We start from the raw sequence: 26,283 nt of genomic DNA, 5'->3' as shown, positions 1-26,283 counted from the left end.
CCGCCACAGGGTCACGCCCACTGCCCCGCTCGCTCAGACGCGTCGCTCCCAGATCCCCTCGCAGCCGACCCCGGTGAACCCGACCGCCTCGTTGACGTCGAGCATCGGCCGGTTCTCCTCCGCGTTGAACGTCACGATCGACGGTCGACCGGGGAACGACCGTTCGAGCTCCTCGATCCCGACCACCTTGAGGAGCCAGCCGAGCCGGTGCCCACGGTGCTCGCGGAGGACGAGCGTGTCCCACTGCATGGCCGGTCGTGCTGGATCGTCCGGCACCGCGAGCTGCGTGAAACCGGCCAAGGTGGTGGTCGGGACGTGCTCGACGGCGACGGTGAGCATCGACCGCGGCGCCCGGGCCAGCTCCTCTTCGTGCGCCCGCAGACGCTCGGCGGTCCAGACGTCCTCGGGCTCCGCCATGTCGCCCGACGGGGCGTCGGTGCTCATCCGGGTCTCGAGCAGCGCGATCCCGTCGAGCCACTCGCCGGGCGTCCGACCGGTCCACGAGTGCACCCGGTAGTCCGGCCCCGCTGCCGCCGAGGCGCGGTCGTGGAGTTCGCGCACCACCGAGTGGTCGGCCGGCAGCGGGAGCCGGCTGATCCGGTTCACCTGACCGAACCGCCAGCCGCGCGCCGTCAGGAACCGCACGCCGGCCTCGTCGACCGGCACCGCCCCGAAGCCGGTCGGTGCCTGCACGTACCCGGGCCCCGCAGCCGGTCCGACCTGCCGGGACACGGCGTACGTCTTCCACTGCGTCCGGCCGTCGGCGCGGGCGACCCCCTCGAGGTGGTCCGCGAGCAGCGTGCCGATCCCACGGCGCTGGTGTTCCGGGGCGACGCCGGCGGCCAGCCAGCAGTTCGTCGTCCCCGCCTCCTGCTTGGTGTCGTACGACCCGGCGGCCACGACGGCGCCGTCGGTGTCGCGCACCGCGAAGAGCCGGCTCGGCGCACCGGGTTCGTGGCACATCGGCAGGTACTCCTCCGGTGTCCACGCGAGTTCGGGGAGGCCGTGCACCCCGACCTCGGCCGCGTCGGACACGGCGAGCCAGTCCCGGAAGGACTGCACCGTCGCCGGATCGTCGTTCATCGTCGCGGGCACGACGAGCTCGTCGACGCTGTAGGTGGTCATGGTCCCTCCGAACGCCGCCGAACCCGACGCTGGGCAGCCTGGCAGCATACCGGGACCGATCGTCCTGCCGCTAGGCTTCTGCGCGTGCTGCTCTCCGATCGCGACATCACCGCCCAGCTCGCCGAGGGCCGCATCGGCCTCGACCCGTACGACGCGTCGCTCGTCCAGCCGTCGAGCATCGACGTCCGGCTCGACAAGTTCTTCCGGCTCTTCGACAACCACAAGTACCCGCACATCGACCCGGCGGTCGACCAGCCGGACCTGACGCGCCTGGTGGAGACCGACCCGGACGAGGCGTTCGTGCTGCACCCGGGTGAGTTCGTGCTCGGTTCGACGTTCGAGGTCGTGACGCTGCCGGACGACATCGCCGCCCGGCTCGAGGGCAAGAGCTCGCTCGGACGCCTCGGCCTGTTGACCCACTCCACGGCCGGCTTCATCGACCCCGGGTTCTCCGGGCACGTGACGCTCGAGCTGTCGAACGTCGCCACCCTGCCGATCAAGCTGTGGCCGGGGATGAAGATCGGCCAGCTCTGCTTCTTCCAGCTGTCGAGCCCGGCCGAGAAGCCGTACGGCTCGGCCGAGTACCAGTCCCGGTACCAGGGGCAGCGCGGCCCGACGGCCTCGCGCTCCGCGACGAACTTCCACCGAGCGGACGTCTCCTCGCCGCGCTGACCGCAGGGCCGCCGGCGACTCGACCGAGACGCGGTACACCGACGGCGGACGAAATGTCGCATTCTGTGTATCGTTGCAGCATGTCCGCAGTCCCTTCACGACCCGCGCCGTCGGTGTCCGCGGCCGCGCTCATCCGCGATGCCCGCGACCGCGCCGAACTGACCCAGGTGCAGCTCGCACGCCGAGCCGGCGTCACCCAGAGCGTCATCAGCACGTACGAGAACGGCCGCCGCGAACCGTCGCTCGCGGCACTGCAGCGGATGCTCCGGGCGGCGGGGTTCACGACGACGATCGACCTCCACCCGGTCGAGGAACCCCCACCGCTCCGGGAACGCGTGGCAGCGGTCCGCCGCGAGCTCATCGGCATCGTGGAGCGGTTCGGCGGCCGGAACCCCAGGCTCTTCGGCAGTGTGGCCCGGGGCGACGACGGCCCGGGCAGCGACGTCGACCTGATGATCGACGTGGATGCAGGACTCGGCATCTTCGCGCTGATGCGGATCCAGGACGCCGCGGAACGCCTGCTCGGGGTGCGGGTCGACGTCGTCGACGCCGCGGGCATGAGCCCCGAGGTCGTGCGGGGAGCGGTCGCGCTGTGAGCCAGGAGCCCACCGGCCACCGTGCCGTCAGTGACCGGCTCGACGACGTCATCGGCGCGTGCGAGGCCATCCGCCGCTACGTCGACGACGAGCGGCTCCCGGAGGAACTCGTGCACGACGCCGTCCGGATGCGCCTGGTCGAGATCGGCGAAGCGGTCCGCGTGCTGCCCGCGAGCCTGACCGCGAGCGAACCGAGCATCCCGTGGGCGCGGGTGTCCGACCTCGGAGAGCGGCTGACCCGGCGCTACTTCGACACCACCCGTGCGGTCGTCTCCGGGACGGCCCACACGGACGTGCCGCACCTCGCCGAGGCGGCACGGCGGTTGCGCGCCCACGCCTGACCGCGCGTCTCGCGCCGGGTGGTGGTCCGGACCACCACCGGACGGGAGGCACGGATCACGACGTGCGCCGCGCCTCCAGTCCGTCGTCCGCTCGGCCCCCGGAACGCGGGACGGCCCCGTCTCGCCGAAGCGAGACGGGGCCGTCCGTGTGTGCTGGGGAGATCAGCCCTTCTTGGCGAGTGCCTCGAGGGTGTCGTTGCCCTTGTAGGCCTCGACCGCGTTGTCCTTCGTGACGAGGATCGGGGTGAGCTCGATCGCGGGGACGGTCTTGACGCCGTTGTAGTTGTTCGTCTTGTCGATCTTCGTGTCCGGCTTGTCGCCCTTCGACAGCGTGGACACCAGGTCGACGGCCGCCTGGGCCTCTTCCGTGGTGTTCTTGTAGATCGTCGAGTACTGCGTGCCCTTCATGATGAGCGGGATGGAGGCGGTCTCCGAGTCCTGCCCGGTCACGACGGGGTTGTCCTTGCCGGCGGCCTTGGTCGCGGTGAGGATCGCACGGGCGAGGGTGTCGTTCGGCGACAGGACGCCGTCGAGCTTGGTGTCACCCGTGTAGTACTGCGCGAGGAGGTCGGTCATGCGCGACTGGGCCTTCTGCGCGAGCCAGCCCTGCGTGTTCACCTTGGCGAACGTGGTCTGACCCGAGACGACCTTGAGCGTGCCGTCGTCGATCTTCGGCTGGAGGACGTCCATCGCACCGTTGAAGAACACGGTCGCGTTCGCGTCGTCCGGCGAACCGGCGAAGAGCTCGACGTTGTACGGTCCGTCGCCCTTCTTCTCCTCGAGGCCCTTGAGCAGTGCCTGGGCCTGCAGCTGGCCGACCTTGAAGTTGTTGAACGCGACGTAGTAGTCGACGTTCTTCGTGTTCAGGATGTTGCGGTCCCAGGCGATGACGGTCGCGCCCTGGGCCTTGGCGGCCTTGACCTGCGAGCCGAGCTGCGAACCATCGGCGGCACCGATGATGATCGCCTTCGCGCCCTTGGTGACCATGCCCGAGATCTGCGACTGCTGGTCCGGGACGGGGTTGCCGGCGTTGGCGTACTGGATGTCGGCCTTGAAGCCGGCGTCCTCGATCGACTTCTTGAACGCGGCGCCCGCGAGCACCCAGTTCTGCGAGGTCTTCGCGGGGAGCGCGACGCCGATGAGGTCGCCCTTCTTGATGGACGAACCCGAGGCGTCGCCCGAGTCGGAGGTGCCACGAGCCGAGCAGCCGCTGAGGGCCAGGCCCGCGACGAGTGCCAGGCCGATGCCGGCGATGAGCTTCTTGCGCATGAGATTGCTTTCTCTTCGTTGAGGTGGTGGTGCTGTGAGGGGAAGGGTTGGACTAGGGGAGGGTGATCTTGTCGGGCTGGTCCTCGATGGATCGCGGCTGCTGCTGGACGACGGGTGCTTCGTTGCCGTCCTTCCGCTGGAACTGCCGCATCATGCCGCCGATGAGCGACGGGCGGCCCTGCGACTTCGAGTAGACGTCGAAGGCGACGGCGACGAGCAGGACGAGGCCGCGGATGATCTGGACCTTGTTCGACTCGATGCCCATCAGCTGCAGGCCGTTCGACAGGAGCGCCATCACGAGACCACCGATGATGGACCCGGAGATGGTGCCGATGCCACCGGCGACCGCTGCGCCACCGACGAACACGGCGGCGATCGCGTCGAGCTCCCAGCCGGTGCCGTCCGCGGGACCCGAGGCGTTCGAGTACCCGACGAACACCATGCCGGCGATCGCGGCGAGGACCGACATGTTCGCCATGACGAAGAAGTTGACCTTGCGGGCGCTGACGCCGGACAGGACCGCCGCGTTGGCGTTGCCACCGACCGCGTAGACCTGGCGACCGAAGATCGTGTTCTTGGTGACGAAGCCGTAGATGATCGTCAGGACGCCGAGGATGATCGCGACGATCGGGATCGACGTGCCGACCGGGCCGGCGCCGAACAGGTACGTGGCGAACAGCGTGACGGCGACGAGGATGCCGGTGCGGACGATCGAGACCCACAGCGGCGGGACCTCGGCCTGCATCTTGCGACGACGGGCACGGCCGCGGACCTCGACGATGATCAGGACCGCGATGGTCACGAAGCCGATGAGCAGCGTGCCGTTCGAGAACCCGAAGTCCGGACCGAAGTCACCGAGGAAGCCGGAGCCGATGCTGTTGTAGGCGTCGGGCGTGGGGACGGAGGTGGACGAACCGATGATCTGGTTCGCGCCACGGAAGATGAGCTGGCCGGCCAGCGTCACGATGAAGGCGGGGACCTTCACGAACGCCACCCAGAAGCCCTGCCATGCTCCGACGAGTGCACCGACGACCAGGCCGAGCACGATCGCCAGCCAGACCGGGAAGTGCCAGACGGCCATCGACTGCGCCACGATGATGCCGACGAACGCCGCCACCGATCCGACGGACAGGTCGATGTGACCGGCGATGATCACCATGACCATCCCCAGCGCGAGGATGAGGATGTAGGAGTACTGCAGGAACAGGTTGATCACGTTGGTCGGCTCGAGGATGAGCCCGTCCGTGGTGAACCAGAAGAAGATGACGATCGCGACGAGCGCGATGATCATGCCGTACTGGCCGATGCTGTTGCCCTTGCCGAAGAGCAGTTTCAGGTTGTTCATGAGACGGGAGCGCCCTTCCGCGCGGAGGTCATGCTGCGCATGAGCGTTTCTGGATCGGCCTGGTCAGCTGCGACGTCGGCCGTGATCTGGCCCTCGAAGATCGTGTAGATGCGATCGGAGAGGCCGAGGAGTTCGGGGAGCTCGGAGGAGATGAGGATGATGCCCTTCCCCTGTGCAGCGAGCTCCTGGATGATGCCGTAGATCTCGAACTTCGCGCCCACGTCGATGCCGCGGGTCGGTTCGTCGAGGATCAGGATGTCCGGGTCGGTGAACATCCACTTGGAGAGCACGACCTTCTGCTGGTTCCCGCCGGAGAGCTTCCCGACGTTCTCCTCGACGGTCGGCACCTTGGTGCGGAGCATCTTGCGGTACTTCTCGGCGACGTCGTACTCCTCGATGGAGTCGACGACGCCGGCCTTGGAGATCTTCTGCAGATCGGCGGAGACCGTCGAGCGCTTCACCGTGTCGAGCAGGTTGAGCCCCAGGGCCTTGCGGTCCTCGGAGACGTAGCCCATGCCGTTCTGGATCGCCTGCTGGACGTTCGTGACCTTGATCTCGTGGCCGTCCTTGATGATCTCGCCGCCGAGCCAGGTGCCGTAGGAGCGACCGAACAGGCTCATCGCCAGCTCGGTGCGTCCGGCGCCCATCAGGCCCGCGAAGCCGACGATCTCGCCGCGCTTCACGTGGAAGTTCGAGCTCTTGCAGACCAGGCGGCTGGAGTCGAGCGGGTGCTGCACCGTCCAGTCGCGGACCTCGAAGAAGGTCTCGCCGATCTTCGGGGTGCGGTCCGGGAACCGGCTCTCGAGCGAGCGGCCGACCATGCCGCGGATGATGCGGTCCTCGTTGACGCCGTCGCCCTTGACGTTCAGCGTCTCGATGGTCTTGCCGTCGCGGATGATCGTGATCTCGTCAGCGATCTGCTCGATCTCGTTGAGCTTGTGGCTGATGATGATGCTCGAGATGCCCTTGGCCTTCAGCCCGACGATCAGGTCGAGGAGGTGCTGGGAGTCGTTCTCGTTCAGCGCGGCGGTCGGCTCGTCGAGGATGAGGAGCTTGACGTCCTTGTGCAGGGCCTTCGCGATCTCGACCAGCTGCTGCTTGCCGACACCGATGTTCTTGATCTGCGTGTCCGGGTCGTCGGCGAGGCCGACGCGGGCGAGCAGGTCCTGCGCACGGAGCTGGGCCGAGGTCCAGTCGATGACGCCGAAGCGGCCGGGCTCGTTGCCGAGGAACAGGTTCTCGGTGATCGAGAGCTCGGGGATGAGCGCGAGCTCCTGGTGGATGATGACGATGCCGGCCTGCTCGGACTGCTTGATGTCCTTGAAGCGGACCTCTTCGCCCTCGTAGACGATCTCGCCGCTGTAGGTGCCGTACGGGTAGACGCCCGACAGGACCTTCATCAGGGTCGACTTGCCAGCGCCGTTCTCGCCGCAGATCGCGTGGATCTCGCCGGCACGGACGTTGAGCGAGACCTCTGACAGCGCCTTGACACCAGGGAACTCCTTGGTGATCGAGCGCATCTCGAGGATGGTCTCGGGTGCGGTGATCGACCGGGTCTCGAGGCCGGTGTCGATCGGGGTTGACGCCACAGTGCATCTCCTTCTGCCGCTTCGCCGCGGCAGTCGTTCGGGTGGTTCTGCTGCGGCAGCGAATGGGCACAGGGGTCTGTGTGGACTTCGTTGTCGCGTCCGGTGTCCGGCCTGGTGTGACGCTCATGTGAACGGTCACATCGGCTGAACGGAGGTAATTTACGCACAGCCTCGGGGCGGCTGTCAATTCGGATTGGTCGCGTTTTCGTAACGGCCCGCGTGATCTGGCGCTGACGTCCCCCGGACGGGAGGCGCGGGGCGGGCCCGCCACGGGCCTCCCGTCCGTCACGCGGTCGCGTCAACGGCCGCGCGGGGCTCCCGTGGACGCACGCACGACGAGCTGCGGGACGATGTCGATCGGGCGGAGGAGCTCGTCGTCACCGGGCAGGAGCAGGTCGACGCAGCGGCGCCCGAGTTCGGCGAAGTCGACCTGCACCGTGGTGAGCGGTGGCCAGAAGTGCTTCGCCTCGGGGATGTCGTCGTAGCCGACCACCGACAGGTCACCCGGTACGTCGAGCCCGTACGAGCGCGCGGCGTGCATGACGCCGAGCGCCATCTGGTCGTTCGAGCAGAAGACCGCCGTGCAGTCCCGCCACCGCAGGAGTTCGCGGCCGGCGTGGTAGCCGAAGTCCGCGGTCCAGTCGCCCAGGATCGGAGCCACCACGGGCATGTCGCGGTCGGACATGGCGCGGAGGAAGCCCTGCATGCGCGCGTCTGCCTCGATCCAGTCCTGTGGCCCGGCGATGTGCCGGACGTACTCGTGGCCGAGGTCGAGCAGGTGTTCCGTGGCGAGCCGCGCGCCCTCCATCTGGTCGACCCAGAGGGCCGTCGGGTCCTCGCCGACGCTCGAACGCATCGTGACGTACGGCGTGCGGATGCCGAGTTCCTCGATCAGGTCGAACACCCGTTGCTGCGGTGCGATGACGACGATGCCCTCGACGTCCAGGTCGAGCAGGTGCCCGAGGCCCTCGCGGACGGCGGCGTCGGTGGCGTCGGTGATGTTCGCCGTGGTCACCGAGTACCCGCGGAGCATCGCGGCGTCCTCGATGGCCTGCAGCGCGACCGCCGGGCCGTAGTGGGCGCGCCGGGCCGTCAGGACGCCGATCGTGTGGGTCCGGCTCGTGACCAGGGCCCGCGCAGCACGGTTCGGCCGGTACTGCAGCTGCTCCATCGCCGCGAGGACCTTGTCGCGCGTGGCGTCGCGGATGGCGTCGGAGTTGTTCAGCACCCGCGACACGGTCTGGTGGGAGACGCCCGCGATCCGTGCGACGTCACGGATGCTGGGCGAACGCGGTTGCTGTGCCCGCGATGACGCCATTGCTGCTCGTTTCCGCCCGGGTGCCGCGTCACGTCGATGTGCACGTTCACATTCCGAGCCAGATCATTATGCACGTCCGGCGGATCGACGCCACCTGAACGTCCCCGAGGGATCGCGCCAGCGGCCGATCGCCGGGCGTCCGCGCGGGGAGCGCGCACCGCGTCAGCGTGCACCGCGTCAGCGCGACCGCGCGTCAGCGCGTGATGTGCAGGTCTGCGGCCTCGAGCTCGGTCAGCTGCCAGCCGAGCCACGGGCTCCAGCCGAACGGCGCACCGGCGACGGCGGCCCGCAGCGAGTCCTCGGAGATCCACGCGTACTCGGCGACCTCGTCGTCCGCGGGGGCCGGCAGGTCGTCGGTCACGGCGCGGAACACCGGGCAGACCTCGTTCTCGACGATCCCGGAGGCGTCGACCGCCCGGTACCGGAAGTCCGGCAGCACGAGCTCGACGTCGCGCACGGTGATCCCGAGTTCACGCGAGGCCCGACGGGCGATGGCGTCCTCGAAGGACTCGTCCGGCCCGGGGTGCCCGCAGAACGTATTCGTCCACACACCCGGCCAGGTCTTCTTCGACAGGGCGCGTCGGGTCACCAGGACGTCGCCGTCGGTGTTCCGCACGTGGCACGAGAACGCGAGGTGGAGGGGCGTGTGGTCTGTGTGCACCGTGAACTTGTCCGCCGTGCCGACCGGGGTACGGTCGTCGTCCAGCAGCACCACGGTTTCCGGGAATGTGCTCATCTGCTCGGATAGGTTAGGCCAATGAGCGAAGAAGTGGCCACCGCGGCGGCGATCGACCTCTCGCTCGTGGACGACTGCCTCGAGCGCTTCTTCACCGTGTCCTCGGCCCGGGCCCAGCGGTTCGGCGGGTCGTCCGAGGAACTCTGGCGGGTGCTCCGCAAGGCGAGCATCGGCGGCAAGCGCTTCCGGCCCCGCATGGTCCTCACCGCGTACGCCGGCTCCGGCGGCACCGACGCCCACGCCGCGGCGCACATCGCCGCCGCCTACGAACTCCTGCACACCGCACTGGTCGTGCACGACGACGTCATCGACCGCGACTGGTCCCGGCGTGGCCGCCCCAACGTCGCCGGGTCGTTCCGCGACAACGGCACCACCGGGGGGCTGCCGCTGCCGACCGCCGAGCACCGGGGGATGAGCGCGGCGGTCATCGCCGGCGACCTCGCCCTCGCAGCCGCGCCCCGGTTCGTGGAGTCGTCCGGGGTCACCGGCGACGCCCGGTCCCGACTGCTCGAGATCCTGGACGACGCCGTGTTCGCGAGCGCTGCGGGCGAGATGGCGGACGTCGACCTGTCGCTCGGCGTGATGCCGACGGTGGACGAGGTCCTGGCGATGGAACGCGCGAAGACGAGCGTCTACTCGTTCGAGGCGCCGCTGCAGTCCGGCGCCGTGCTCGCCGGCGCGCCCGAGACGGTCGTCGCCGCGCTCGGCGCCTTCGGCCGCGAGATCGGCATCGCCTACCAGATCGTCGACGACCTGCTCGGGGTCTTCGGCGACGAGTCCACGACCGGCAAGAGCGTCCTCGGCGACCTGCGCGAGGGCAAGCGCACGATGCTCATCGCGTACGCCGCCACCACCGACTGCTGGCCGGAGCTGTCGCCGTACCTGGGCGACCCGGACCTCACCGAGGAGCGCGCGGCCGAACTCCGTGCGACCCTGGTCACGTGCGGTGCCCGAGCCGCTGCAGAGTCCCGGATCGCCGAGCACGTCGCACTCGCCCGCGCCGAGCTGTCCGGACTGCCGTACGACCTCGCCGACCGCCTGGAGGGCCTCGTGAACGAACTCGTGGAGCGCGCCCGGTGACGACCAGCACCACCAGGCCGGTCAGCGTGCAGCCCGGCCGCCTGCCCCTGTACGACGCCACCGCCGAGGCCGCCTCGAGCGTCGTCATCGACCGGTACTCGACGTCGTTCGGGCTCGCCTCCCGATTGTTGTCGAAGGACTCGCGCGAGCACATCCGCAACGTCTACGCCCTCGTGCGGGTCGCCGACGAGGTCGTCGACGGTCCCGCGACCGAGGCGGGGCTCGGCCCGGAGCTCGCTCGGACGGTCCTCGACGAGCTCGAGGCCGACACCGAGCGTGCGATCGCACTGGGCTTCTCGGTGAACCCGGTCGTGCACGCCTTCGCCCGGACGGCTCGTGTGACGGGCTTCGGTCCGGAACTCACGAAGCCGTTCTTCGCGTCGATGCGCATGGACCTCGACCGCACCGAGCACGACGACGCCTCGTTCGCGGCGTACGTGGACGGCTCGGCCGAGGTCGTCGGGCTGATGTGCCTGCGGGCGTTCGTGTACCGAGCGGGCCGGCCCACCTTCGACCAGGCGGAACTCGTCGGCGGTGCCCGCGCGCTCGGCGCCGCGTTCCAGAAGGTCAACTTCCTGCGCGACCTGCACGCCGACTTCGAGGTCCTCGGCCGCTCGTACTTCCCGGGTGTCGACATCCGGACGTTCGACGAGGCCACGAAGGACCGTCTCGTCGCCGACGTGCAGGCCGACCTCGACCACGCCGCGCGGACCATCCGGTTGCTGCCGGCGGACGCCCGCAACGCCGTCGCCCTCGCCCACGCGCTGTTCCAGGAGCTCAACGACCGCATCGCGGCGACCCCGGCGTCGCAGCTGGTGACGACGCGCGTGCGCGTCCCGAACCCGGTGAAGGCGCGCTTGGCCGCACAGGTACTCGCCGGACGTGCGCCGGTGCGGTCGCGCGCGACCCGGCGTCGGACGGGAGGCACGGCGTGACCCCGCCCCGCGCCTCCGGTCCGGAGACCGTCACCTCCACCACCCGGCGCAAGGTGCCGGCGCGTCGCGCCGTCGTGATCGGCGGCGGCATCAGCGGGCTCGCAGCGGCAGCGCTCCTCGCGCGCGACGGCTTCGCCGTCACGGTGCTCGAGCAGCGGACCCAGCTCGGTGGCCGTGCGGGTTCGTGGGAGCAGGACGGCTTCCGGTTCGACACCGGTCCGTCCTGGTACCTCATGCCCGAGGTGTTCGACCACTTCTTCCAGCTGCTCGGCACCTCCGCCGACGCCGAGCTCGACCTCGTGAAGCTCGACCCGGGCTACCGCGTCTACAGCGAGGGCTACGACGAACCGGTCGACCTGCGGGCTGACCGCGAGGCGAACATCGCACTGTTCGAGTCGATCGAACCGGGTGCCGGAGCGCGGATGCGGAAGTACCTCGCGTCCGCCGAGGACACCTACGCGATGGCGATCCGCCGATTCCTCTACACGACGTTCCAGGACCTCACGAAGCTCGCGGCACCCGACGTCCTGCGCCGGCTGCCGAAGCTCGCGCGCCTGCTCATCGAGCCGCTGGCGACCTTCGCGGAGTCCGCCGTCCGTGATCGGCGGCTCTGGCAGATCCTCGGCTACCCCGCGGTGTTCCTGGGCACAAGCCCGTATGCCGCTCCGAGCATGTACCACCTGATGAGCCACCTCGATCTCGCGGACGGGGTGCTGTACCCGAAGGGCGGCATCACCGAGGTCATCTCCGCGGTCGAGCGGGTCGCCCGTGCCGAGGGGGCGCGGATCATCGCCGGGGCGAAGGTCGAACGGATCGTCGTCGAGGACGGCGTGGCCACCGGGGTCGTCCACCGCGACCGCGACGGCGGGCAGCACACGGCACCGGCCGACCTCGTGGTGAGCGCCGCCGACCTGCAGCACACCGAGATGCAGCTGCTCGACCGCGAGCACCGGACCCACGGCGCCGCGCACTGGAAGGAGCGCGACCCGGGCCCGAGCGCGGTGCTCGTGTACCTCGGCATCGACGGCCCGACGCCGGGGCTGCTGCACCACACCCTGGTCTTCACCGAGGACTGGAAGGCGAACTTCGGCGCCATCTTCGGCGACGACCGGCACGTGCCGGATCCCGCGTCGATCTACGTCTGCGCGCCGTCGGCCACGGACCCGTCGGTCGCACCACGAGGGTCGAGCAACCTCTTCATCCTGGTGCCGCTGCCGGCAGACCTGTCGATCGGCAAGGGCGGCGTCGACGGCGCCGGTGACTACGAGGTCGAGCGGATCGCCGACCGCGCCATCGACGTCGTGGCCGAGCGCGCCGGCGTCCCGGACCTCCGCGACCGCATCCGTGTGCGGCGGACGATCGGTCCGCGGGACTTCGCCGACGACCTGAACGCCTGGAACGGCTCCATGCTCGGCCCGGCGCACACCCTGAAGCAGAGCGCGTTCTTCCGCGAGAAGAACGCCTCGACGAAGGTCGAGGGGCTGTACTACGTCGGCGCCTCGACGATCCCGGGGATCGGGTTGCCGATGTGCCTCATCAGCGCCGAGGTCCTGCTGAAGCGCATCCACGGCGACACGAGCACCGAACCGCTGCCGACCCCGCTCGGCGCCACGAGCTGATGCCGGGGCTGTACCTCGCCGGCCTCGTGGTGTCCCTGGTCGGCATGACCGTGCTGGACGCCCGCTTCCGGCTGTTCTTCTGGCGGGCACCGTGGCGAGCGGCAGCCGTGATGACCGTCGGCCTGGGCTTCTTCCTGGTGTGGGACGTCGCCGGGGTCGCGTCGGGCATCTTCTTCATCGGACCGCAGCACCTGCTGACCGGGGTGCTCCTCGCTCCGGAGGTCCCGCTCGAGGAACTCTTCTTCCTGCTGCTCCTCTGCTACTCGACGATGGACCTGGTCGGGTTCGTCCGGCCCCTCGTGCAGCGGACGACCGAACGGCGCCGCTCGTGAACGGCTCCGGGGCGTACGCGCTCCTCGCCCTGCCGTTCCTCGGCGCCGCCGTCATCGTCGCCGTGGTGGCCGGCATCGTGGCAGCCCGCCGCGCCCGTGCCGCGGGGCGACAGGCGGGACCCGGCCGACGGGTCGCCCTGCTGACCTCGCTCATCGCGGGGATCGCACTCCTGGTGATGACGATGGTGTTCGACAACGTGATCGTCACGCTGCGCATCGTCGCCTACGACCCCGCGCTCATCAGCGGTGCGACGATCGGGGCGATCCCGGTCGAGGACCTCGCGTACGCGATGGCGGCGATCGTGCTGCTGCCGAGCCTGTGGGTCCTGTTCGACCGGACCGGCGGACGCGACCGGACAGGCGCACGCGACCGGACCGGCGCGCGCCCCGCGCCCGACCCGACCCCAGCACCAGCAGAGGACATGAAGTGAACGCCAGCACCGCCTCCAGGCCGTCGACCCTGCGCGCCCTGTTCGTGTCGTCGCGGCCGATCAGCTGGGTGAACACCGCCTACCCGTTCGGCGCCGCGTACCTGCTTGGCAGCGGGGTCGGCGTGGACGGTGGCGGCGGGTTCTCGCTCGCCGCGTTCCTGATCGGTGTCGTGTACTTCCTCGTGCCGTACAACCTCGCGATGTACGGCATCAACGACGTGTTCGACTACGAGTCCGACCTGCGGAACCCGCGGAAGGGCGGCGTCGAGGGCGCCCTGCTCGACAAGAGCGTCCACCGCACCACGCTCTGGGCCGTCGTGCTCACGAACGTGCCGTTCCTCGTCGCCCTCGTCGTGCTCGGTGCGCTGAGCGGCAACGGGCCGTGGTCGTGGCTCGTCCTCGCGGTCAGCGTCTTCGCGGTGATCGCGTACTCGGCGCCCGGTCTGCGGTTCAAGGAGAAGCCGTTCCTCGACTCGCTCACGTCGAGCACCCACTTCGTCTCGCCGGCGATCTACGGCCTCGCCCTCGCGGGGCCGCACTGGACGGGGCAGCTCGTCGCGGTCTGCATCGCGTTCTTCCTGTGGGGCGTCGCCTCGCACGCGTTCGGCGCCGTGCAGGACGTCCTCGCCGACCGGGCCGGCGGGATCGGGTCCGTCGCGACCGTCATCGGAGCCCGGGCAACCGTCCGCCTGGCGTTCGTGGCGTACCTCGTCGCCGGGGTCGCGCTGCTGTTCTCGGCGTTCCCGGGGCCGATCGCCGCCGTCGTCGTCGTGCCGTACGCGCTCAACGTGCTGCCGTGGTGGAACATCACGGACCAGGACGCCGAGGCTGCGAACGCCGGCTGGAAGCGGTTCCTCTGGATCAACTACCTGGCCGGGTTCATCGTGACGATGGCACTCATCGCGTACGCGTTCACGCACTGAGCGCACCCCTGACAGACTGGACGGACGCACCGCGGCGGCCGTGGTGCGACACCAGCCACGAAGGAGTGCACGCATGACGGTCCGGATCATCCACGTCGGTCTCGGAGGGTGGGGCGGCAACTGGGCCCGCACCGCCATCCCGCAGGTCTCCGAAGTGGAGGTGGTCGGGATCGTCGACCCGTCGGCCCCGACGTTGCTCGCCGTGCAGCAGGACCTCGGACTGCCGGCCTCCGCAGCGTTCGCGTCCCTCACCGAGGCCCTCGCCGGCGTCGAGGCGGACGCCGTCGTCATCACCGCCCCGGCCGTCACGCACGTGCCGCTCGCGCTCGAGGCCCTCGAAGCCGGCAAGCACGTGCTGGTCGAGAAGCCGTTCGCGAACACCACGGAGGAGGCCGTGACCGCGGTCCGTCGTGCCGAGGAGCTCGGGCTCGTGCTGCAGGTCAGCCAGAACTACCGCTGGTACCCGGCGCCCCGCGTCGTGCAGGACCTGCTCGCGAAGGGCGCCGTCGGCGAACTGTCCGCGATCAACATCGACTTCCGGCAGTGGGACAACGACCTCGCGTTCGAGGAGCACCCGCACTACAAGTTCCCGCACGCGATGATCAACGACATGGCCATCCACCACTTCGACCTGCTGCGGATGGTCACCGGGCAAGAGGCCGTCCGCGTCTTCGCCAAGGCGACCTACCCGTCGTACAGCAAGTACCAGGACGAGGCGATCGCGTCGATGATCATCGAGCTCGACGGCGGGCTCGTGGTGAGCTACCGCGGCAGCTGGCTGAGCCGTGGCCCCCGCACCGCCTGGGCCGGCGAGTGGAGCATCCAGGGCGAGGACGGCGAGCTCTGGTTCACGAGCCGCGACGGTTCCCCCAGCGAGGTCGCCGGTGACCGCGTCACCATGCGGCGCACCCAGGACGACGAGGCCGTGCCGGTCGAGCTGCCCGTGCTCGAGCACACCGATCGCCAGGGTGGCCTGCAGGCGTTCGCCCGGTCGGTCTCCGGTGGCCCGGCCCCCGCGACGAGCGGCCGCGACAACCTGCGGAGCCTCGCGCTGATGGAGGCCGCCGGCCGCTCGGCCGCCAGCGGCCTGCCCGAGGACGTCGTCGTCCCGTCGTGACCCGTTGACGGCCTGGAGGCGCGGTGCGGGCCCGCACCGCGCCTCCAGGCCGCTCGTGGTCGCGCCCACTGCGTTCGGCGACGTTTCGCGCGTACCGACACCTCACGCGCCGCAGCGCGCCGCCGCGCCGCGCCCGCGGCCGCGTCAGGCGGCGCCGGCCGCCCGTCGCGCCTGCGTGACCGCAGCGCGCGCGCCGAGCGACCACGTCGGCCCGTGGCCCGGCAGCACGTGCTTCGCCTCCGTGTCCACGAGCCCGTCGAGCGACGCGACCGCGGTGTCCACGTCCGCCGTCGCCGCGGGGGCGACGATGCGCGGCCCGATGCCGCCCGTGTACGGGTCGAAGGTGACGAGCGCGTCCCCGGCGATCACGGCGTCACGGTCGGCGAAGTGCAGCGCGACGTGCCCGTCCGTGTGCCCTGGGGTCTCGATGATCCACGGGGAACCAGGCACCTCGGCCCGGGACTCCAACGGCAGGGTGTCCTCGATGCCCTCGACCGTCGCGGCCCCCGCCAGCAGCATGCGCCCGAGGGGGAGCAGCCCGCCGGGGTGCAGCGCGACGAAGCCGAGCCGGTTGGTCTGCGGGCGGTAGGAGTAGGGGTGTGCGGCGAGCCGCCGGTCACCGGGGTGCACGTACACGGGCGTGCCCCAGTCACGGTGCATGCGCGCGGCCGTGCCGACGTGGTCGAAGTGCCCGTGGGTGAGGAGCAGTCCCTCGACCTGCGCGGGCGTGTACCCGAGGTCCAGCACGGCGAGCTGCAGGTGCGGCCACGCGGCGGGCAGCCCCGCGTCGACCACGAGCAGCTGGTCGCCGGTCTCGACGAAGTACGTGTTGGTGTGTGCGATCTCGAGGCGGTGGATCCCCTCGGCGACGTCCCGGAAGAGCATGACGCGCACGGTAGCCGTCATCTGCTGGGCACGATCCCGGTCCCGACGTGTAGAAGATGGGGAATGGCCAAGGACAGTCTCCCCGAGCTCGAACTCGCGAACGTCCGCACGCGTGAGCGCATGACCGACACCGTCACGGAGCTCAAGCGACGCGCGGACGTCCCCGCACGGACGCGCCTCGCGATCGCGAAGACCCGCCAGCGCTGGCACCGTGACCCGACGCCCCTGGTGGCGCTCGGCGTGACCGCGGCCGCGGGGATCGCGTCGATCGTCGTGGGTGTCGCGATCCGCAACCGACCGGCTGGTCACCTGGCCGAACCACCGGCTTCCTCGGCGTTCACCGCGCTGCTGCCGTTCGGCGGTCGCGGCGACACCCCGTCGGCGAAGGAGCGGGCGCAGTCCGGCCGGAAGGGGCGGAAGGCCCGCGCGAAGGCCGCGGAGGAAGCCCTCGAGCGCGATCCGGTGCACCAGGCGCGGGTGAAGCAGCAGGTCGGGATCTCGGCGGTGCAGCGACGGGCGGACAAGAACCGCAAGCAGGCGGTGAAGCGGTCGAAGCAGGCTGCGAAGCGCGCGAAGGCGGTCTGACCGATGTCCAGCGACGACCAGAAGCCGGCACCGGACGACGCCCGGAAGCCCGACAACCCCACCGACCTCAAGAAGCCGACGCTCGTCTACACGCTCAAGAAGACGCTGCGCGAGTTCTCCAGTGACCAGTGCACCGACCTGGCCGCGAGCCTGACCTACTACTCGGTGCTCGCGCTGTTCCCCGGACTGCTGGCGGTCGTGTCGATCCTCGGCTTGGTCGGTCAGGCCGACAACACCATCAAGACGCTGCTCGACATCATCGGCAACGTCGGTTCGCAGCAGGTCGTCGACCTGATCAAGGGGCCGGTCGAGAACCTCGTCCGGTCGCCCGCAGCACCGGTGACGTTCATCGTCGGTGTCGTCGGCGCGATCTGGTCGGCCTCCGGCTACGTCGGTGCGTTCGGCCGGGCGATGAACCGCGTCTACAACGTCCGCGAGGGCCGCCCGATCTGGAAGCTCCGCCCGACGATGCTCGGCGTGACCCTCACGACGGTGATCCTGCTCGTCCTCGGCCTGCTGGTCCTGGTCAGCGGACCCCTCGCCCGCAGCTTCGGCGACGTGATCGGTCTCGGTGACGTCGCGGTCACGGTCCTGTCGATCGTGCAGTGGCCGATCCTGCTCGTCATCGCGATCATCGTCGTCGCGGTGCTCTACTACTGGTCGCCGAACGTCAAGCAGCCGAAGTTCACCTGGGTGAGCGGCGGCTCGATCCTCGCGCTCCTCATCTGGATCATCGCGAGCGTCGGTTTCGGCTTCTACGTCGGGAACTTCTCGAACTACAACGCCACGTACGGCTCCCTCGGTGGGGTCATCGTGTTCCTGCTGTGGATCTGGATCACGAACAACGCCCTGCTCTTCGGTGCCGAGTTCGACGCCGAGATCGAGCGTGGCCGTGAACTGCAGGCCGGCATCCGCGCGGAAGAGGACATCCAGCTCCCGGAGCGCGACACCCGGCAGATCGAGAAGCAGGACGAGAAGCGGGCGCAGGACGTCCTCGAGGGCATCCGCATCCGCCAGAACGTCGACAACGACTGAGCGAACGGCGGACACCGCCTGGAGGCCCGTCCCGGCTTCCGTAGGCTGGCCCACGTGACGACAGAACAGCTCCAGAACCGACCGGTCGCGCTGGTGACCGGTGCCACCCGCGGCATCGGCCGCGCGATCGCGACCGACCTCGGCCGCACCCACCACGTGCTCGTCGGCGGACGGGACGCGGCGGCCGTGGACGCCCTCGTCGCGACGCTGCCGAGCGCGGCGCCGTTCGTGGGCGACCTCGGCGCCGGCGAGGTCCCGGCGCTGCCCGACCGGATCGACGTGCTCGTGCACTCCGCCGGCGTCGAGCAGGGCACCACCGTCGCCGACACCCCGCGCGCGGTGTGGGAGTCCGTGTTCGCGACGAACGTGTTCGCGGTCGCCGAGCTCACCCGGCTGGCGCTGCCGGCACTCCGTGCGGCCAGGGGCATCGTCGTGCCGATCAACAGCGGTTCCGGGTTCCACTCCGGCCCCGGCGGTGGCGTGTACGCGGCGTCGAAGTTCGCGCTGCGGGCCTTCGCCGATGCACTGCGCGAAGAGGAACGCGCGAACGGCGTCCGGGTCTCGAGCGTGCACCCGGGCCGGACCGACTCGGACATGCAGCGGCAGCTCGTGGCGAAGCTGGGGGAGTCCTACGACACCGACTACTACCTGGCGCCGGAGGACGTGGCCGCAGCGGTCCGCACCGTCGTCGACCTGCCCGAGCGCGGCACCGTCGAGTCACTCGCGATCCGACCGACGCTGCGTCGTTGAGAGCGCCGCGTCGTTGAGGGCGCTGCGCTGACGGTCGTCGCTCACTCGAGCTCGATCCGTGCGTCGAGGCCCAGCCGGTGGAGGAACGTCTCGTCGTGGCTGACCACCACGAGCGCTCCCCGGTAGGCCCGCAGGGCGTCGACGAGCTGGTCGACGCTCGTCAGGTCGAGGTCGTTCGTCGGCTCGTCCAGCACGAGCAGCTGCGGCGGCGGGTCGGCGAGCACCAGGGTCGCGAGCGCGACGCGGAACCGCTCCCCACCGGACAGCGCCCCAGCCGGACGGTCGACGGTGTCCCCGCGCACCAGGAACTTCGCCAGGCGGTTCCTGACCTCGGCGTCCGACACGTGCGGGGCGTCCCGTCGCACGTTGTCGAGCACCGTCGCGGAGTCGTCGAGCGTGTCCTTCCGCTGTGGCAGGTACGCGATGCGGTCGACGTGGGCGAGGGCCGTGGTGTCCGGCAGCGGGTGCTCCCGGGCAGCGGGGTCGCGGACCAGCTGCTCGAGCAGGGTCGACTTGCCGACGCCGTTGTCCCCGGTGACGGCGATCCGCTCCGGCCCCTGCACGATGGTGTCCCGCCCCCGGACGGTCACGGTGGCGATCCGCCGCGATGCGGGCACCTCCGGGTCGGGCAGTGCGACGTGGATCGACTCGTCGTCGCGCAGCCGGAGTTCGGCCTCGCGCTTCGTGGCGAGCGCCGCCGCCTCGTCGTCGGCGTACCCGACCCGCAGTCGGCCGGCGGTCTCCTGCGCCTTCTTCCGCTGCTCGTTCGCCAGGATCTTCGGCATCGACCGGCCCGCCTTCTCACCAGCCTTAGCACGACGGGCGATCTTCGTCTCCGCCTCGATGCGCTGCCGTTTCTCGGTGCGGTGCCGCTGCTCGGCGACGCGGACCTCGCGCTCGACGGCGGCCTGCTGCACGGCGAGGTGCTCCTCGAACGCGCTGAACGTCCCGCCGAAGACGGTCATCGCCCCGGCGCGGAGCTCCACGATCTCGTCGACGTGCTCGAGCAGCTCCCGGTCGTGGCTGACGAGCACGAGGGTGCCGCGCCAGTCGTCGACCAGGTCGAGCAGGAGGCCTCGTGCGCGGCGGTCGAGGTTGTTCGTCGGTTCGTCCAGGAACACGATCGGCCGACCGCGCAACCGCACGCCCGCGACGGCGGCGAGCACGGACTGCCCGCCGGAGAGCGTCGACACCGGCCGGTCGAGTTCGGTGCCGTCGAGCCCGACGCGTTCGAGCACCGCGGCGGCGCGTTCCTCCAGGTCCCAGTCGTCACCGATCGCGTCGAAGTGGGCCGGTGCGGCGTCGCCGGACAGCACGGCCCGGAGCGCGGTGAGCGTCGACCGGATGCCGAGCAGGTCGGCGACCGTGTCGTCCTCGCCGGTGTGGGCCCACGCCGCCGGTTCGTGATCGACGCGCCAGCGGCGATCAGGCCGTGCCGGCGGGGAGAGCCGTTGGGGCAGGTGGTCGACGGGACCCGACGTCGAGATGGTGCCCGACGTGGGGTGGAGCCGGCCGGTCGCGAGCCGGACCAGCGTGGACTTGCCGGCCCCGTTCCTCCCGACCAAGCCGGTCCGGCCCCGACCGAACGCGGTGGTGAGGTGATCGAGCGCGACGGTGCCGTCGGGCCAGGTGAAGGTGACGTCGTTCAGGACGACGGACGGACTGCTGGGCATGGAGGTGCCTCCGGAGATGTCGATGCTGGGCGCACGACACCGGACCCACCGCAGTGCGGTGGAGCGCCCGACGTGGGCGCGACGATCACGGTGTCAGCGCGTGGGCTGAGCAGAACCGGTGATCGACAGCAATCCGTCTTCTTCCGTCGGGGAACCCCCGTGTCCGCCATCCGTGCCGCCGGTCGGTCTCCCGCCCCGGGGGCCTCGTGATGACGACGAGGTGCCACCCACGGTAATCCCGGCTGCGGCGACCCGCAAGGGATGACAGGCTGGGGGCATGCCGGAGAACCTGTTGCCGACCCCGTCGACGAACCCCGAGACCCTGCTCCCCGCCGAACCCGAGGTGACCGCGGCGCTCGCCGCCGACGCTCCCGTCGCCAGCGTGGTGGTGTCGCACCCGTCGTCGAGCCTCGCGTGGGCGCTCCTCGCCGACGAGGCCTGGGCGCGCGGCGCGACGCTCGAGTCGTACGCCTACGCCCGCGTCGGGTACCACCGCGGTCTCGATGCCCTGCGCAAGGCGGGCTGGCGTGGTGCCGGTCCGGTGCCGTGGTCGCACGAGCCGAACCGGGGCGTGCTCCGTGCCCTGTTCGCGCTGCGCCGTGCGGCCGAGGCGATCGACGAGCCCGGCGAGCCCGAGCGCCTGACCGACTTCTTGGACGCGAGCGATCCCGAGGCCCTGCGCGCCCTGTCCGCCGGCGCGTAGCGCGGCGCGGCGCGCCGCGCGGTCGCTGTGCCGCACGGCGCGGCACAGTCGACAGATCGCGCCCCGCTGTCGTCATCGCGCCCCGAAGAGCCGGGGCGCGACGACGACAGCGGGGCGCGCACGAGCCGGACGCAGCAAGCGCCCCCTACGCCAGCACGACGCTCCAACTGAACGCCTGCGGCCAGAGCTGGTGCTCGGGCAGGACGTCCAGGCCGCACGCCCGGCTGCCGAGCCCGTGCTGCGCCGCGTCGAGGTACAGGTACAGGTGCTCCGACGCCGGCAGCTCGTACGGGTGCCCGGCGCGGTCGATCTGCTGCGCGGTCCACGGCGACAGGGTGAACCCTGCACGGTGCGACCCCACGGTCGAGACCGTGAACGGCCCGACGGACAGCTCCCGCAACAACGGCCGGTGCCCGGTCTCCTGCGGCCGCGAGTACTCGACCCCGAGCGACCGCACCGGAGCGGTGAACCGACCGACCCGAGCCGCGTGCGACGAGTCCGCGTAGGACTCGAGCGGCCCCGTCCCGAACCAGGTCGCCTCCGACTCGGCCAGCCCCGCGGGCAGGTCGAACCGCACGCCGATCCGCGGCCAGGTGACGTCCCACGCCCCGAACGGGACGGCGTCGGTCTGCAGCACGAGCCCGTCGGAGGTCAGGGTCCATCGGTGCGTGACCTCGAGGCCCCACCCGCTGTTCGCCGCAGCCACACGGACGCGCTGCTCCAGACCGGAGTCGGTCCGCGACACCGACACGAGCCGGTGCGTCAGGCGGTCCAGCCCCCGGTCCCGCCAGCGCGTGGCCGACGGCGGAGCGTCCGGGTCACCGACCCCGTGCGTGAGCACCGGGTCCGCGGTCTCGTAACCGCCCTGCGACGCCAACCGGTCGTTGTCGGTCGGGGCGCGCCAGAGCTCGAGCCGGGGCCCGGCGACCTCGTGTCCCTTCCAGGACACCAGGTCGCCGCGCTCCGAGAACGTCCCGTCGCCGAGACGGTCGCCGTCCCACCCCTGCCGGGAGGCCCGTGGTGCGTCCGCCACGCGGCTCGCGACGAGCCGCTGGGTGCGCGCCACGACGTGGCCCGTGTCCGCCCACGCGGTCGGGCCCGCCAGCTCCGCGACGACGTCGAGCCAGAGTTCCTCGCCCGGCGCCGGTTCGGACGTCGCCGCCTCGAGCACGGCGTCCGGCACCGGTACGGTCGCCGACTGCCGAGCTGCGATGACGCCGGGCGCGAACCGGCCCGAGGCCTCGACGACGCCGTTCCGTGCCAGCGTCCACGTGAACCGGAGCCCGGCGGTCGAGGCCGAGTGGTACCGGTTCTCGACCAGGATCGTGGTGTCCGAGACGCTGAGCCGGATCGGCGCGACGACGGCCGCGAACTCGGCGAGCCCCGGGGTCGGGGTGTCGTCGGGCAGCACCAGACCGTCCATCACGAAGTTGCCGTCGTGCACGACCTCGTGGAAGTCGCCGCCGTAGGCGTAGTAGTCCTGGCCGTCGGGTGTCTTCGCGAGCAGCCCGTGGTCCCGCCACTCCCACACGAAGCCGCCGTGCAGGCGCGGGTACCGGTCCACCAGCGCTTCGTACTCGGCGATCTGCCCGGGGCCGTTCCCCATCGCGTGCACGTACTCGCAGTGGATGAAGGGCTTCGACCGCTGTCGGGCGGCCTCGGCGGGACCGCAGCCGAGCAGGGGCGTCGGAGTGCCGCCGCCGATCGACTCGGTCTCCTGCAGCGTCGGGTACATCCGCGAGTACACGTCGGTGTACTCGCCCGTGTAGTCGCCCTCGTAGTGCACGGGGCGCTCCGCGTCGCGGTCGTGCACCCACTGCGACATCGCCGCCAGGTTCCGGCCGGTGCCGGACTCGTTGCCGAGCGACCACATCACGATCGACGGGTGGTTCTTGTCCCGCTCGACGGTCCGGGCGACGCGGTCGAGGTAGGCGTCAGCCCACGCGGGGTCGTCGGAGGGGTTGCCGACCCAGCCGGTGAAGATGAACCCGTGCGTCTCGAGGTCGGTCTCGAGGATCACCCAGAAGCCGAGTTCGTCGGCCAGGTCCAGCACGCGGGGGTGCGGCGGGTAGTGCGAGGTGCGGATCGCGTTGACGTTGTTCCGCTTCATGAGCGCCATGTCGGCGCGGGCGTGCTCCTCGTCGAAGACCCGGCCGCGGACGGGGTGGGTCTCGTGCCGGTTCACGCCGTGGAACACCACGCGCTCGCCGTTGACCAGGAACCGGTCACCCTCGATCGCCACGGTGCGGAAGCCGAGCCGCAGCGAGACGGTCTCGCCACCCGCCGTCCCCGACGCATCGGTGCCGGTCGACACCGTCGCGTCGTAGAGCTTCGGGAGCTCGGCGCTCCACGGTTCGACACCCTCGACCTCGATCGGCGCGACGTCGTCCGCCGTCGCCCAGGTCACGTCGACGCCCAGGTCGGGCACTGCGAACCGCACCGGGAACGCAGCGTCCAACGTCGGGAACGTGATCGTGCCGGTCCCCGTCGCCGGGCGCCCCGAGGCAGCGGTCCCGGCAGTGGCCGCACTGCCGAGCGACGCCCGCCACCCAGCCCGCACGAACACGTCGTCGATCGGGGCCGTCGGCCGAGCCAGCAGCGTGACGTCGCGGAAGATACCCGGCAGCCACCACTGGTCCTGGTCCTCCAGGTACGAGGCCGCCGACCACTGGTGCACCCGCACCGCGAGGTCGTTCGACCCCGGGCGCAGCAGCTGCGTGACGTCGAACTCGGTCGCGAGGCGGGACCCGGTCGACCAGCCCACGAGCGTGCCGTTCAGCCACACCCGGAAGTGCGACTCGACCCCGTCGAACCGCAGCAGCACCCGACCGGCCGCCGCGAACGACGCTGGTAGCTCGAAGGTCCGCCGGTGGTCGCCGGTGGGGTTCTCCTCCGGCGGGTTCGGCGGGTCGATCGGGAACGGGTACTGCAGGTTCGTGTAGCTCGGCGCACCGTGGCCGTGCAGCACCCAGTGCGACGGCACCGGCAGCTCACCCCACGCCGGGTCGTCGTCCACCACGGCGTCGGTCGCGAACGCCTCGGACACCGACGCGACCGGCGACCACCGGAACCGCCAGTCACCGTTCAACGACAGCGACGGGGCATCCGTGTGCAGCCAGGCACGGGGTGCCAGACGCGACTCGGAACCGGGAGAGGTGGAGGAGAGTGCGGAGTGGGTCAACCCTTGACCGATCCTTCCGTGAGGCCGCCGCGCCAGAAGCGCTGCAGCACGATGATGGCGATGACGAGCGGGATGACCGAGACGAGCACCCCGCCGGTGGTGAGCTGGTAGAACTCCGGCAGCCGGTCGACCTGCGAACGCCAGTTGTTCAGCCCGAGCGTGATCGGGTAGAGCTTCTGGTCGGCGAGCATGATCAGGGGCAGGAAGAAGTTGTTCCAGATGCCGACGACCTGGAACAGGAACACGGTCACCAGGGCCGGGGTCATCTGGCGGAGCACGACGGTGTGGAAGATCCGGAGCTCGCTGGCACCGTCGATGCGTGCCTGTTCGAGCAGCGTGGTGTCCACCGACGCCGCTGCGTACACCCGGCACAGGAACAGCCCGAACGGGGAGACGAGGCTCGGGATGAGCACGCTCCAGTACGTGTCGGTCAGGCCGAGCGTCGAGAACAGCAGGAACAGCGGCAGTGCCGTCGCGGTGCCGGGGACGAGCACGCCGCCGAGGATCGTGCCGAACACGAACTGCCGGCCGCGGAAGTCGTACTTCGCGAGTGCGTACCCACCGGCAGCGGCGAAGTAGGTCGCCAGCACCGCGCCGACACCGGAGTACAGGATGCTGTTCGCGATCCAGCGGACGAAGATGCCGCCGTCGTACGTGAACACCTGCTGCAGGTTGCTCCACAGCGCGAAGTCCCCGCCGAACCAGAAGCCGTTCGTGGAGAACAGGGCGCCGGTGGTCTTCGTCGCGGCGATGACGACCCAGTAGAGCGGCACGAGGAAGTACAGCGCGACGACGACGAGGATCCCCGTCACGACGATCTGCGAGCGCGGGGACCGGTCGAGCTTCCGGCGCTGGTGCGCCGAGATCGACGTGGTGTCCACGGGGACAGCGGTCTTCGCCGTGGCCGGCGCTTCGATGGCTTCGCTGGTCATCGGTCAGTCCCTTCGGTGGTCGCGACGCGACCGGCCTGGAGGCCCTGGTCGGCTTGGGTGGTGACCGTGCGGACGGCAGACGCGCGCGTCTGGAGCGCACGCCGCGCCTCCAGGCCGTCGCGTTTCTGCCGCTTGCGGCGATCGCGCTCGTCCTTCGGCGGCCGGTTCGTCAGCGCGAGGAACGCGAACGACAGGATGAACGCGGCCAGGGCGATGATGACCGCCTGCGCGCTCGCGACGCCGTACTCGTTGAACGCGAACGCGTTCGTGTACGCGGCGTAGTTCGGCGTGTACTCCGTGTCGATCGCCGGGGCGACCGTGGACAGGATCTGCGGCTCCGCGAAGAGCTGCAGCGTGCCGATGATCGAGAAGACCGTGGTGAGCACCAGGGCCGGGGCGATCAGCGGGATCTGGATGCGCCACGCGACCTGGAACGGACCGGCGCCGTCCATCTTCGCGGCCTCGTAGACCTCGCCGGGGATCGACTTCAGCTGGGCCACGATGATGAGCATGTTGTAGCCCGTGTAGGTCCACGTGACGATGTTCGCGATCGACCACAGCACGCTGTTGGCGCCGAGGAAGTCCGGCTGCAGCCCCATCGACTGCAGGAGCGACACGATCGGCGACAGGCCGGGCACGTACAGGAACGACCAGAGGATCGTCGCGATGACCCCGGGGACGCCGTACGGCATGAAGTAGATCGCGCGGAAGAAGCCCGGCCAGCGGGCGCTCGCCGATTCGAGCAGCAGCGCCAGGATCGTGCAGGCGATGATCATCACCGGCACCTGGACGATGCCGAACAGCAGCATCCGGCCGATCGAGGCGACGAAGCCGTTGTCGCTCAGCGCGGTGACGTAGTTGTCGAACCCGGCGAAGCGACCGGTGACGCCGTCCTCGCCGAACAGGCCCTGGCGGTCGACCGTCGTGAACGACTGGAACAGGGCGCTGATGATCGGGATGACGAACGTCAGCAGGAACAGGGCCAGGAACGGTGCGAGCAGGATCCACGGGGCGCGCTTCTGGGCGCTCGTGGCCTTGGTCGACGTCCGGAAGGCGGGCTTGGTGTTGGTCTGGCTCATCGTGCGGTCCCCGGTCGTCGTGCTGTCGGCGC

25 protein-coding genes are annotated in these 26,283 nt (G+C 70.4%); 14 read left to right on the top strand and 11 right to left on the bottom strand.

What is annotated here, in order from left to right; all coding sequences use genetic code 11:
* Window positions 1–33: 33 nt before the first annotated feature.
* The gene (locus EDF19_RS04845; protein WP_185022680.1) at window positions 34–1,125 is read right to left on the bottom strand and encodes a GNAT family N-acetyltransferase; all 1,092 of its coding nucleotides are present in this window, start codon (window positions 1,123–1,125) and stop codon (window positions 34–36) included.
* Between the two features lie 84 nt (window positions 1,126–1,209).
* Between EDF19_RS04845 and dcd the strand changes: the two genes are divergently transcribed.
* From dcd to EDF19_RS04830, 3 genes are all read left to right on the top strand, one after another.
* Window positions 1,210–1,797: a dCTP deaminase gene (dcd, locus tag EDF19_RS04840; protein ID WP_123679740.1), complete on the top strand. Its 588-nt coding sequence runs from the start codon at window positions 1,210–1,212 to the stop codon at window positions 1,795–1,797.
* A gap of 80 nt (window positions 1,798–1,877) precedes the next feature.
* Window positions 1,878–2,393 (top strand): helix-turn-helix domain-containing protein, encoded by a 516-nt coding sequence (locus tag EDF19_RS04835; protein ID WP_185022679.1) that lies wholly within the window; start codon window positions 1,878–1,880, stop codon window positions 2,391–2,393.
* Window positions 2,390–2,734: a DUF86 domain-containing protein gene (locus tag EDF19_RS04830; protein ID WP_123679738.1), complete on the top strand. Its 345-nt coding sequence runs from the start codon at window positions 2,390–2,392 to the stop codon at window positions 2,732–2,734. Before EDF19_RS04835 ends, EDF19_RS04830 begins: the two co-directional genes overlap by 4 nt.
* A gap of 162 nt (window positions 2,735–2,896) precedes the next feature.
* Here the strand turns inward: EDF19_RS04830 and EDF19_RS04825 are convergent, their stop codons facing one another.
* The 5 genes from EDF19_RS04825 to idi form a co-directional block, all read right to left on the bottom strand.
* The gene (locus EDF19_RS04825) at window positions 2,897–4,003 is read right to left on the bottom strand and encodes a sugar-binding protein (RefSeq protein ID WP_123679737.1); all 1,107 of its coding nucleotides are present in this window, start codon (window positions 4,001–4,003) and stop codon (window positions 2,897–2,899) included.
* 52 nt (window positions 4,004–4,055) lie between these two features.
* Complete coding sequence (mmsB, locus tag EDF19_RS04820; RefSeq protein WP_123679736.1) at window positions 4,056–5,348, bottom strand: multiple monosaccharide ABC transporter permease; 1,293 nt, start codon at window positions 5,346–5,348, stop codon at window positions 4,056–4,058.
* Window positions 5,345–6,868, bottom strand: coding sequence for a multiple monosaccharide ABC transporter ATP-binding protein (gene mmsA, locus EDF19_RS04815; RefSeq protein ID WP_123679948.1), 1,524 nt, complete (start codon window positions 6,866–6,868; stop codon window positions 5,345–5,347). Before mmsA ends, mmsB begins: the two co-directional genes overlap by 4 nt.
* Before the next feature lie 367 nt (window positions 6,869–7,235).
* The gene (locus EDF19_RS04810) at window positions 7,236–8,255 is read right to left on the bottom strand and encodes a LacI family DNA-binding transcriptional regulator (RefSeq protein WP_123679735.1); all 1,020 of its coding nucleotides are present in this window, start codon (window positions 8,253–8,255) and stop codon (window positions 7,236–7,238) included.
* A gap of 193 nt (window positions 8,256–8,448) precedes the next feature.
* A complete protein-coding gene (gene idi, locus EDF19_RS04805; protein ID WP_123679734.1) occupies window positions 8,449–8,991 on the bottom strand; it encodes an isopentenyl-diphosphate Delta-isomerase in 543 nt (180 codons plus the stop codon).
* Window positions 8,992–9,012: 21 nt separating this feature from the next.
* Here idi and EDF19_RS04800 point away from each other — a divergent pair, with 21 nt between their 5' ends.
* The 7 genes from EDF19_RS04800 (at window position 9,013) to EDF19_RS04770 (ending at window position 15,428) form a co-directional block, all read left to right on the top strand.
* Window positions 9,013–10,071, top strand: coding sequence for a polyprenyl synthetase family protein (locus EDF19_RS04800; protein ID WP_185022678.1), 1,059 nt, complete (start codon window positions 9,013–9,015; stop codon window positions 10,069–10,071).
* Window positions 10,068–11,006, top strand: a complete 939-nt coding sequence (locus EDF19_RS04795; RefSeq protein WP_123679733.1) for a phytoene/squalene synthase family protein — start codon at window positions 10,068–10,070, stop codon at window positions 11,004–11,006. The genes EDF19_RS04800 and EDF19_RS04795 overlap by 4 nt, the downstream gene beginning before the upstream one ends.
* Window positions 11,003–12,625 carry a phytoene desaturase family protein gene (crtI, locus tag EDF19_RS04790; protein ID WP_260216927.1) on the top strand — a complete coding sequence of 541 codons (1,623 nt, stop codon included), beginning with the start codon at window positions 11,003–11,005 and terminating at the stop codon, window positions 12,623–12,625. Before EDF19_RS04795 ends, crtI begins: the two co-directional genes overlap by 4 nt.
* A complete protein-coding gene (locus tag EDF19_RS04785) occupies window positions 12,625–12,957 on the top strand; it encodes a lycopene cyclase domain-containing protein (protein ID WP_123679732.1) in 333 nt (110 codons plus the stop codon). Before crtI ends, EDF19_RS04785 begins: the two co-directional genes overlap by 1 nt.
* Entirely contained in the window at window positions 12,954–13,388 is a 435-nt protein-coding gene (locus EDF19_RS04780; RefSeq protein ID WP_260216926.1) for a lycopene cyclase domain-containing protein, read from the top strand. The genes EDF19_RS04785 and EDF19_RS04780 overlap by 4 nt, the downstream gene beginning before the upstream one ends.
* Entirely contained in the window at window positions 13,385–14,311 is a 927-nt protein-coding gene (locus tag EDF19_RS04775; RefSeq protein ID WP_123679731.1) for a prenyltransferase, read from the top strand. The genes EDF19_RS04780 and EDF19_RS04775 overlap by 4 nt, the downstream gene beginning before the upstream one ends.
* Before the next feature lie 73 nt (window positions 14,312–14,384).
* Entirely contained in the window at window positions 14,385–15,428 is a 1,044-nt protein-coding gene (locus EDF19_RS04770; protein ID WP_123679730.1) for a Gfo/Idh/MocA family protein, read from the top strand.
* Between the two features lie 144 nt (window positions 15,429–15,572).
* Here the strand turns inward: EDF19_RS04770 and EDF19_RS04765 are convergent, their stop codons facing one another.
* On the bottom strand, window positions 15,573–16,313 hold the full coding sequence (locus tag EDF19_RS04765; protein ID WP_123679944.1) for an MBL fold metallo-hydrolase: 741 nt from the start codon (window positions 16,311–16,313) through the stop codon (window positions 15,573–15,575).
* A 63-nt stretch (window positions 16,314–16,376) separates the two neighbouring features.
* Here EDF19_RS04765 and EDF19_RS04760 point away from each other — a divergent pair, with 63 nt between their 5' ends.
* The 3 genes from EDF19_RS04760 to EDF19_RS04750 are packed head-to-tail and all read left to right on the top strand — an operon-like array spanning window position 16,377 to window position 18,683.
* The gene (locus EDF19_RS04760; RefSeq protein ID WP_123679729.1) at window positions 16,377–16,898 is read left to right on the top strand and encodes a hypothetical protein; all 522 of its coding nucleotides are present in this window, start codon (window positions 16,377–16,379) and stop codon (window positions 16,896–16,898) included.
* 3 nt (window positions 16,899–16,901) lie between these two features.
* Window positions 16,902–17,933, top strand: a complete 1,032-nt coding sequence (locus EDF19_RS04755) for a YihY/virulence factor BrkB family protein (protein WP_123679728.1) — start codon at window positions 16,902–16,904, stop codon at window positions 17,931–17,933.
* A gap of 54 nt (window positions 17,934–17,987) precedes the next feature.
* On the top strand, window positions 17,988–18,683 hold the full coding sequence (locus tag EDF19_RS04750; RefSeq protein WP_123679727.1) for an SDR family oxidoreductase: 696 nt from the start codon (window positions 17,988–17,990) through the stop codon (window positions 18,681–18,683).
* A 41-nt stretch (window positions 18,684–18,724) separates the two neighbouring features.
* On the opposite strand, the gene EDF19_RS04745 is transcribed toward EDF19_RS04750, so the two are convergent.
* Entirely contained in the window at window positions 18,725–20,356 is a 1,632-nt protein-coding gene (locus EDF19_RS04745; RefSeq protein WP_123679726.1) for an ABC-F family ATP-binding cassette domain-containing protein, read from the bottom strand.
* 277 nt (window positions 20,357–20,633) lie between these two features.
* Between EDF19_RS04745 and EDF19_RS04740 the strand changes: the two genes are divergently transcribed.
* A complete protein-coding gene (locus tag EDF19_RS04740) occupies window positions 20,634–21,059 on the top strand; it encodes a DUF3151 domain-containing protein (RefSeq protein WP_123679725.1) in 426 nt (141 codons plus the stop codon).
* 145 nt (window positions 21,060–21,204) lie between these two features.
* On the opposite strand, the gene EDF19_RS04735 is transcribed toward EDF19_RS04740, so the two are convergent.
* From EDF19_RS04735 to EDF19_RS04725, 3 genes are read right to left on the bottom strand one after another with little or no spacing between them, the layout of a single operon-like run.
* The gene (locus tag EDF19_RS04735) at window positions 21,205–24,240 is read right to left on the bottom strand and encodes a glycoside hydrolase family 2 TIM barrel-domain containing protein (protein WP_123679724.1); all 3,036 of its coding nucleotides are present in this window, start codon (window positions 24,238–24,240) and stop codon (window positions 21,205–21,207) included.
* Window positions 24,237–25,172: a carbohydrate ABC transporter permease gene (locus tag EDF19_RS04730; RefSeq protein WP_123679723.1), complete on the bottom strand. Its 936-nt coding sequence runs from the start codon at window positions 25,170–25,172 to the stop codon at window positions 24,237–24,239. Before EDF19_RS04730 ends, EDF19_RS04735 begins: the two co-directional genes overlap by 4 nt.
* Window positions 25,169–26,251 (bottom strand): carbohydrate ABC transporter permease, encoded by a 1,083-nt coding sequence (locus EDF19_RS04725; protein WP_123679943.1) that lies wholly within the window; start codon window positions 26,249–26,251, stop codon window positions 25,169–25,171. Before EDF19_RS04725 ends, EDF19_RS04730 begins: the two co-directional genes overlap by 4 nt.
* Window positions 26,252–26,283 lie beyond the last annotated feature (32 nt).

It is taken from the genome of Curtobacterium sp. PhB115 (genome assembly GCF_003752025.1).
Lineage (GTDB): Bacteria > Actinomycetota > Actinomycetes > Actinomycetales > Microbacteriaceae > Curtobacterium.
Note: the sequence above shows the minus strand (reverse complement) of the source record. Positions and strands in the feature narration are given on the sequence as shown.

Bases quoted from the DNA above. Each gene is read 5' to 3' on its own strand.
- EDF19_RS04765 (WP_123679944.1), bottom strand. From the start codon at position 16,313: ATGCTCTTCCGGGACGTCGCCGAGGGGATCCACCGCCTCGAGATCGCA.
- EDF19_RS04745 (WP_123679726.1), bottom strand. From the start codon at position 20,356: ATGCCCAGCAGTCCGTCCGTCGTCCTGAACGACGTCACCTTCACCTGG.
- EDF19_RS04810 (WP_123679735.1), bottom strand. From the start codon at position 8,255: ATGGCGTCATCGCGGGCACAGCAACCGCGTTCGCCCAGCATCCGTGAC.
- EDF19_RS04785 (WP_123679732.1), top strand. From the start codon at position 12,625: ATGCCGGGGCTGTACCTCGCCGGCCTCGTGGTGTCCCTGGTCGGCATG.
- mmsA (WP_123679948.1), bottom strand. From the start codon at position 6,868: ATGCGCTCGATCACCAAGGAGTTCCCTGGTGTCAAGGCGCTGTCAGAG.
- EDF19_RS04755 (WP_123679728.1), top strand. From the start codon at position 16,902: ATGTCCAGCGACGACCAGAAGCCGGCACCGGACGACGCCCGGAAGCCC.
- mmsB (WP_123679736.1), bottom strand. From the start codon at position 5,348: ATGAACAACCTGAAACTGCTCTTCGGCAAGGGCAACAGCATCGGCCAG.
- EDF19_RS04760 (WP_123679729.1), top strand. From the start codon at position 16,377: ATGGCCAAGGACAGTCTCCCCGAGCTCGAACTCGCGAACGTCCGCACG.
- EDF19_RS04835 (WP_185022679.1), top strand. From the start codon at position 1,878: ATGTCCGCAGTCCCTTCACGACCCGCGCCGTCGGTGTCCGCGGCCGCG.
- EDF19_RS04740 (WP_123679725.1), top strand. From the start codon at position 20,634: ATGCCGGAGAACCTGTTGCCGACCCCGTCGACGAACCCCGAGACCCTG.
- EDF19_RS04825 (WP_123679737.1), bottom strand. From the start codon at position 4,003: ATGCGCAAGAAGCTCATCGCCGGCATCGGCCTGGCACTCGTCGCGGGC.
- EDF19_RS04770 (WP_123679730.1), top strand. From the start codon at position 14,385: ATGACGGTCCGGATCATCCACGTCGGTCTCGGAGGGTGGGGCGGCAAC.
- EDF19_RS04730 (WP_123679723.1), bottom strand. From the start codon at position 25,172: ATGACCAGCGAAGCCATCGAAGCGCCGGCCACGGCGAAGACCGCTGTC.
- EDF19_RS04845 (WP_185022680.1), bottom strand. From the start codon at position 1,125: ATGACCACCTACAGCGTCGACGAGCTCGTCGTGCCCGCGACGATGAAC.
- EDF19_RS04800 (WP_185022678.1), top strand. From the start codon at position 9,013: ATGAGCGAAGAAGTGGCCACCGCGGCGGCGATCGACCTCTCGCTCGTG.
- idi (WP_123679734.1), bottom strand. From the start codon at position 8,991: ATGAGCACATTCCCGGAAACCGTGGTGCTGCTGGACGACGACCGTACC.
- EDF19_RS04725 (WP_123679943.1), bottom strand. From the start codon at position 26,251: ATGAGCCAGACCAACACCAAGCCCGCCTTCCGGACGTCGACCAAGGCC.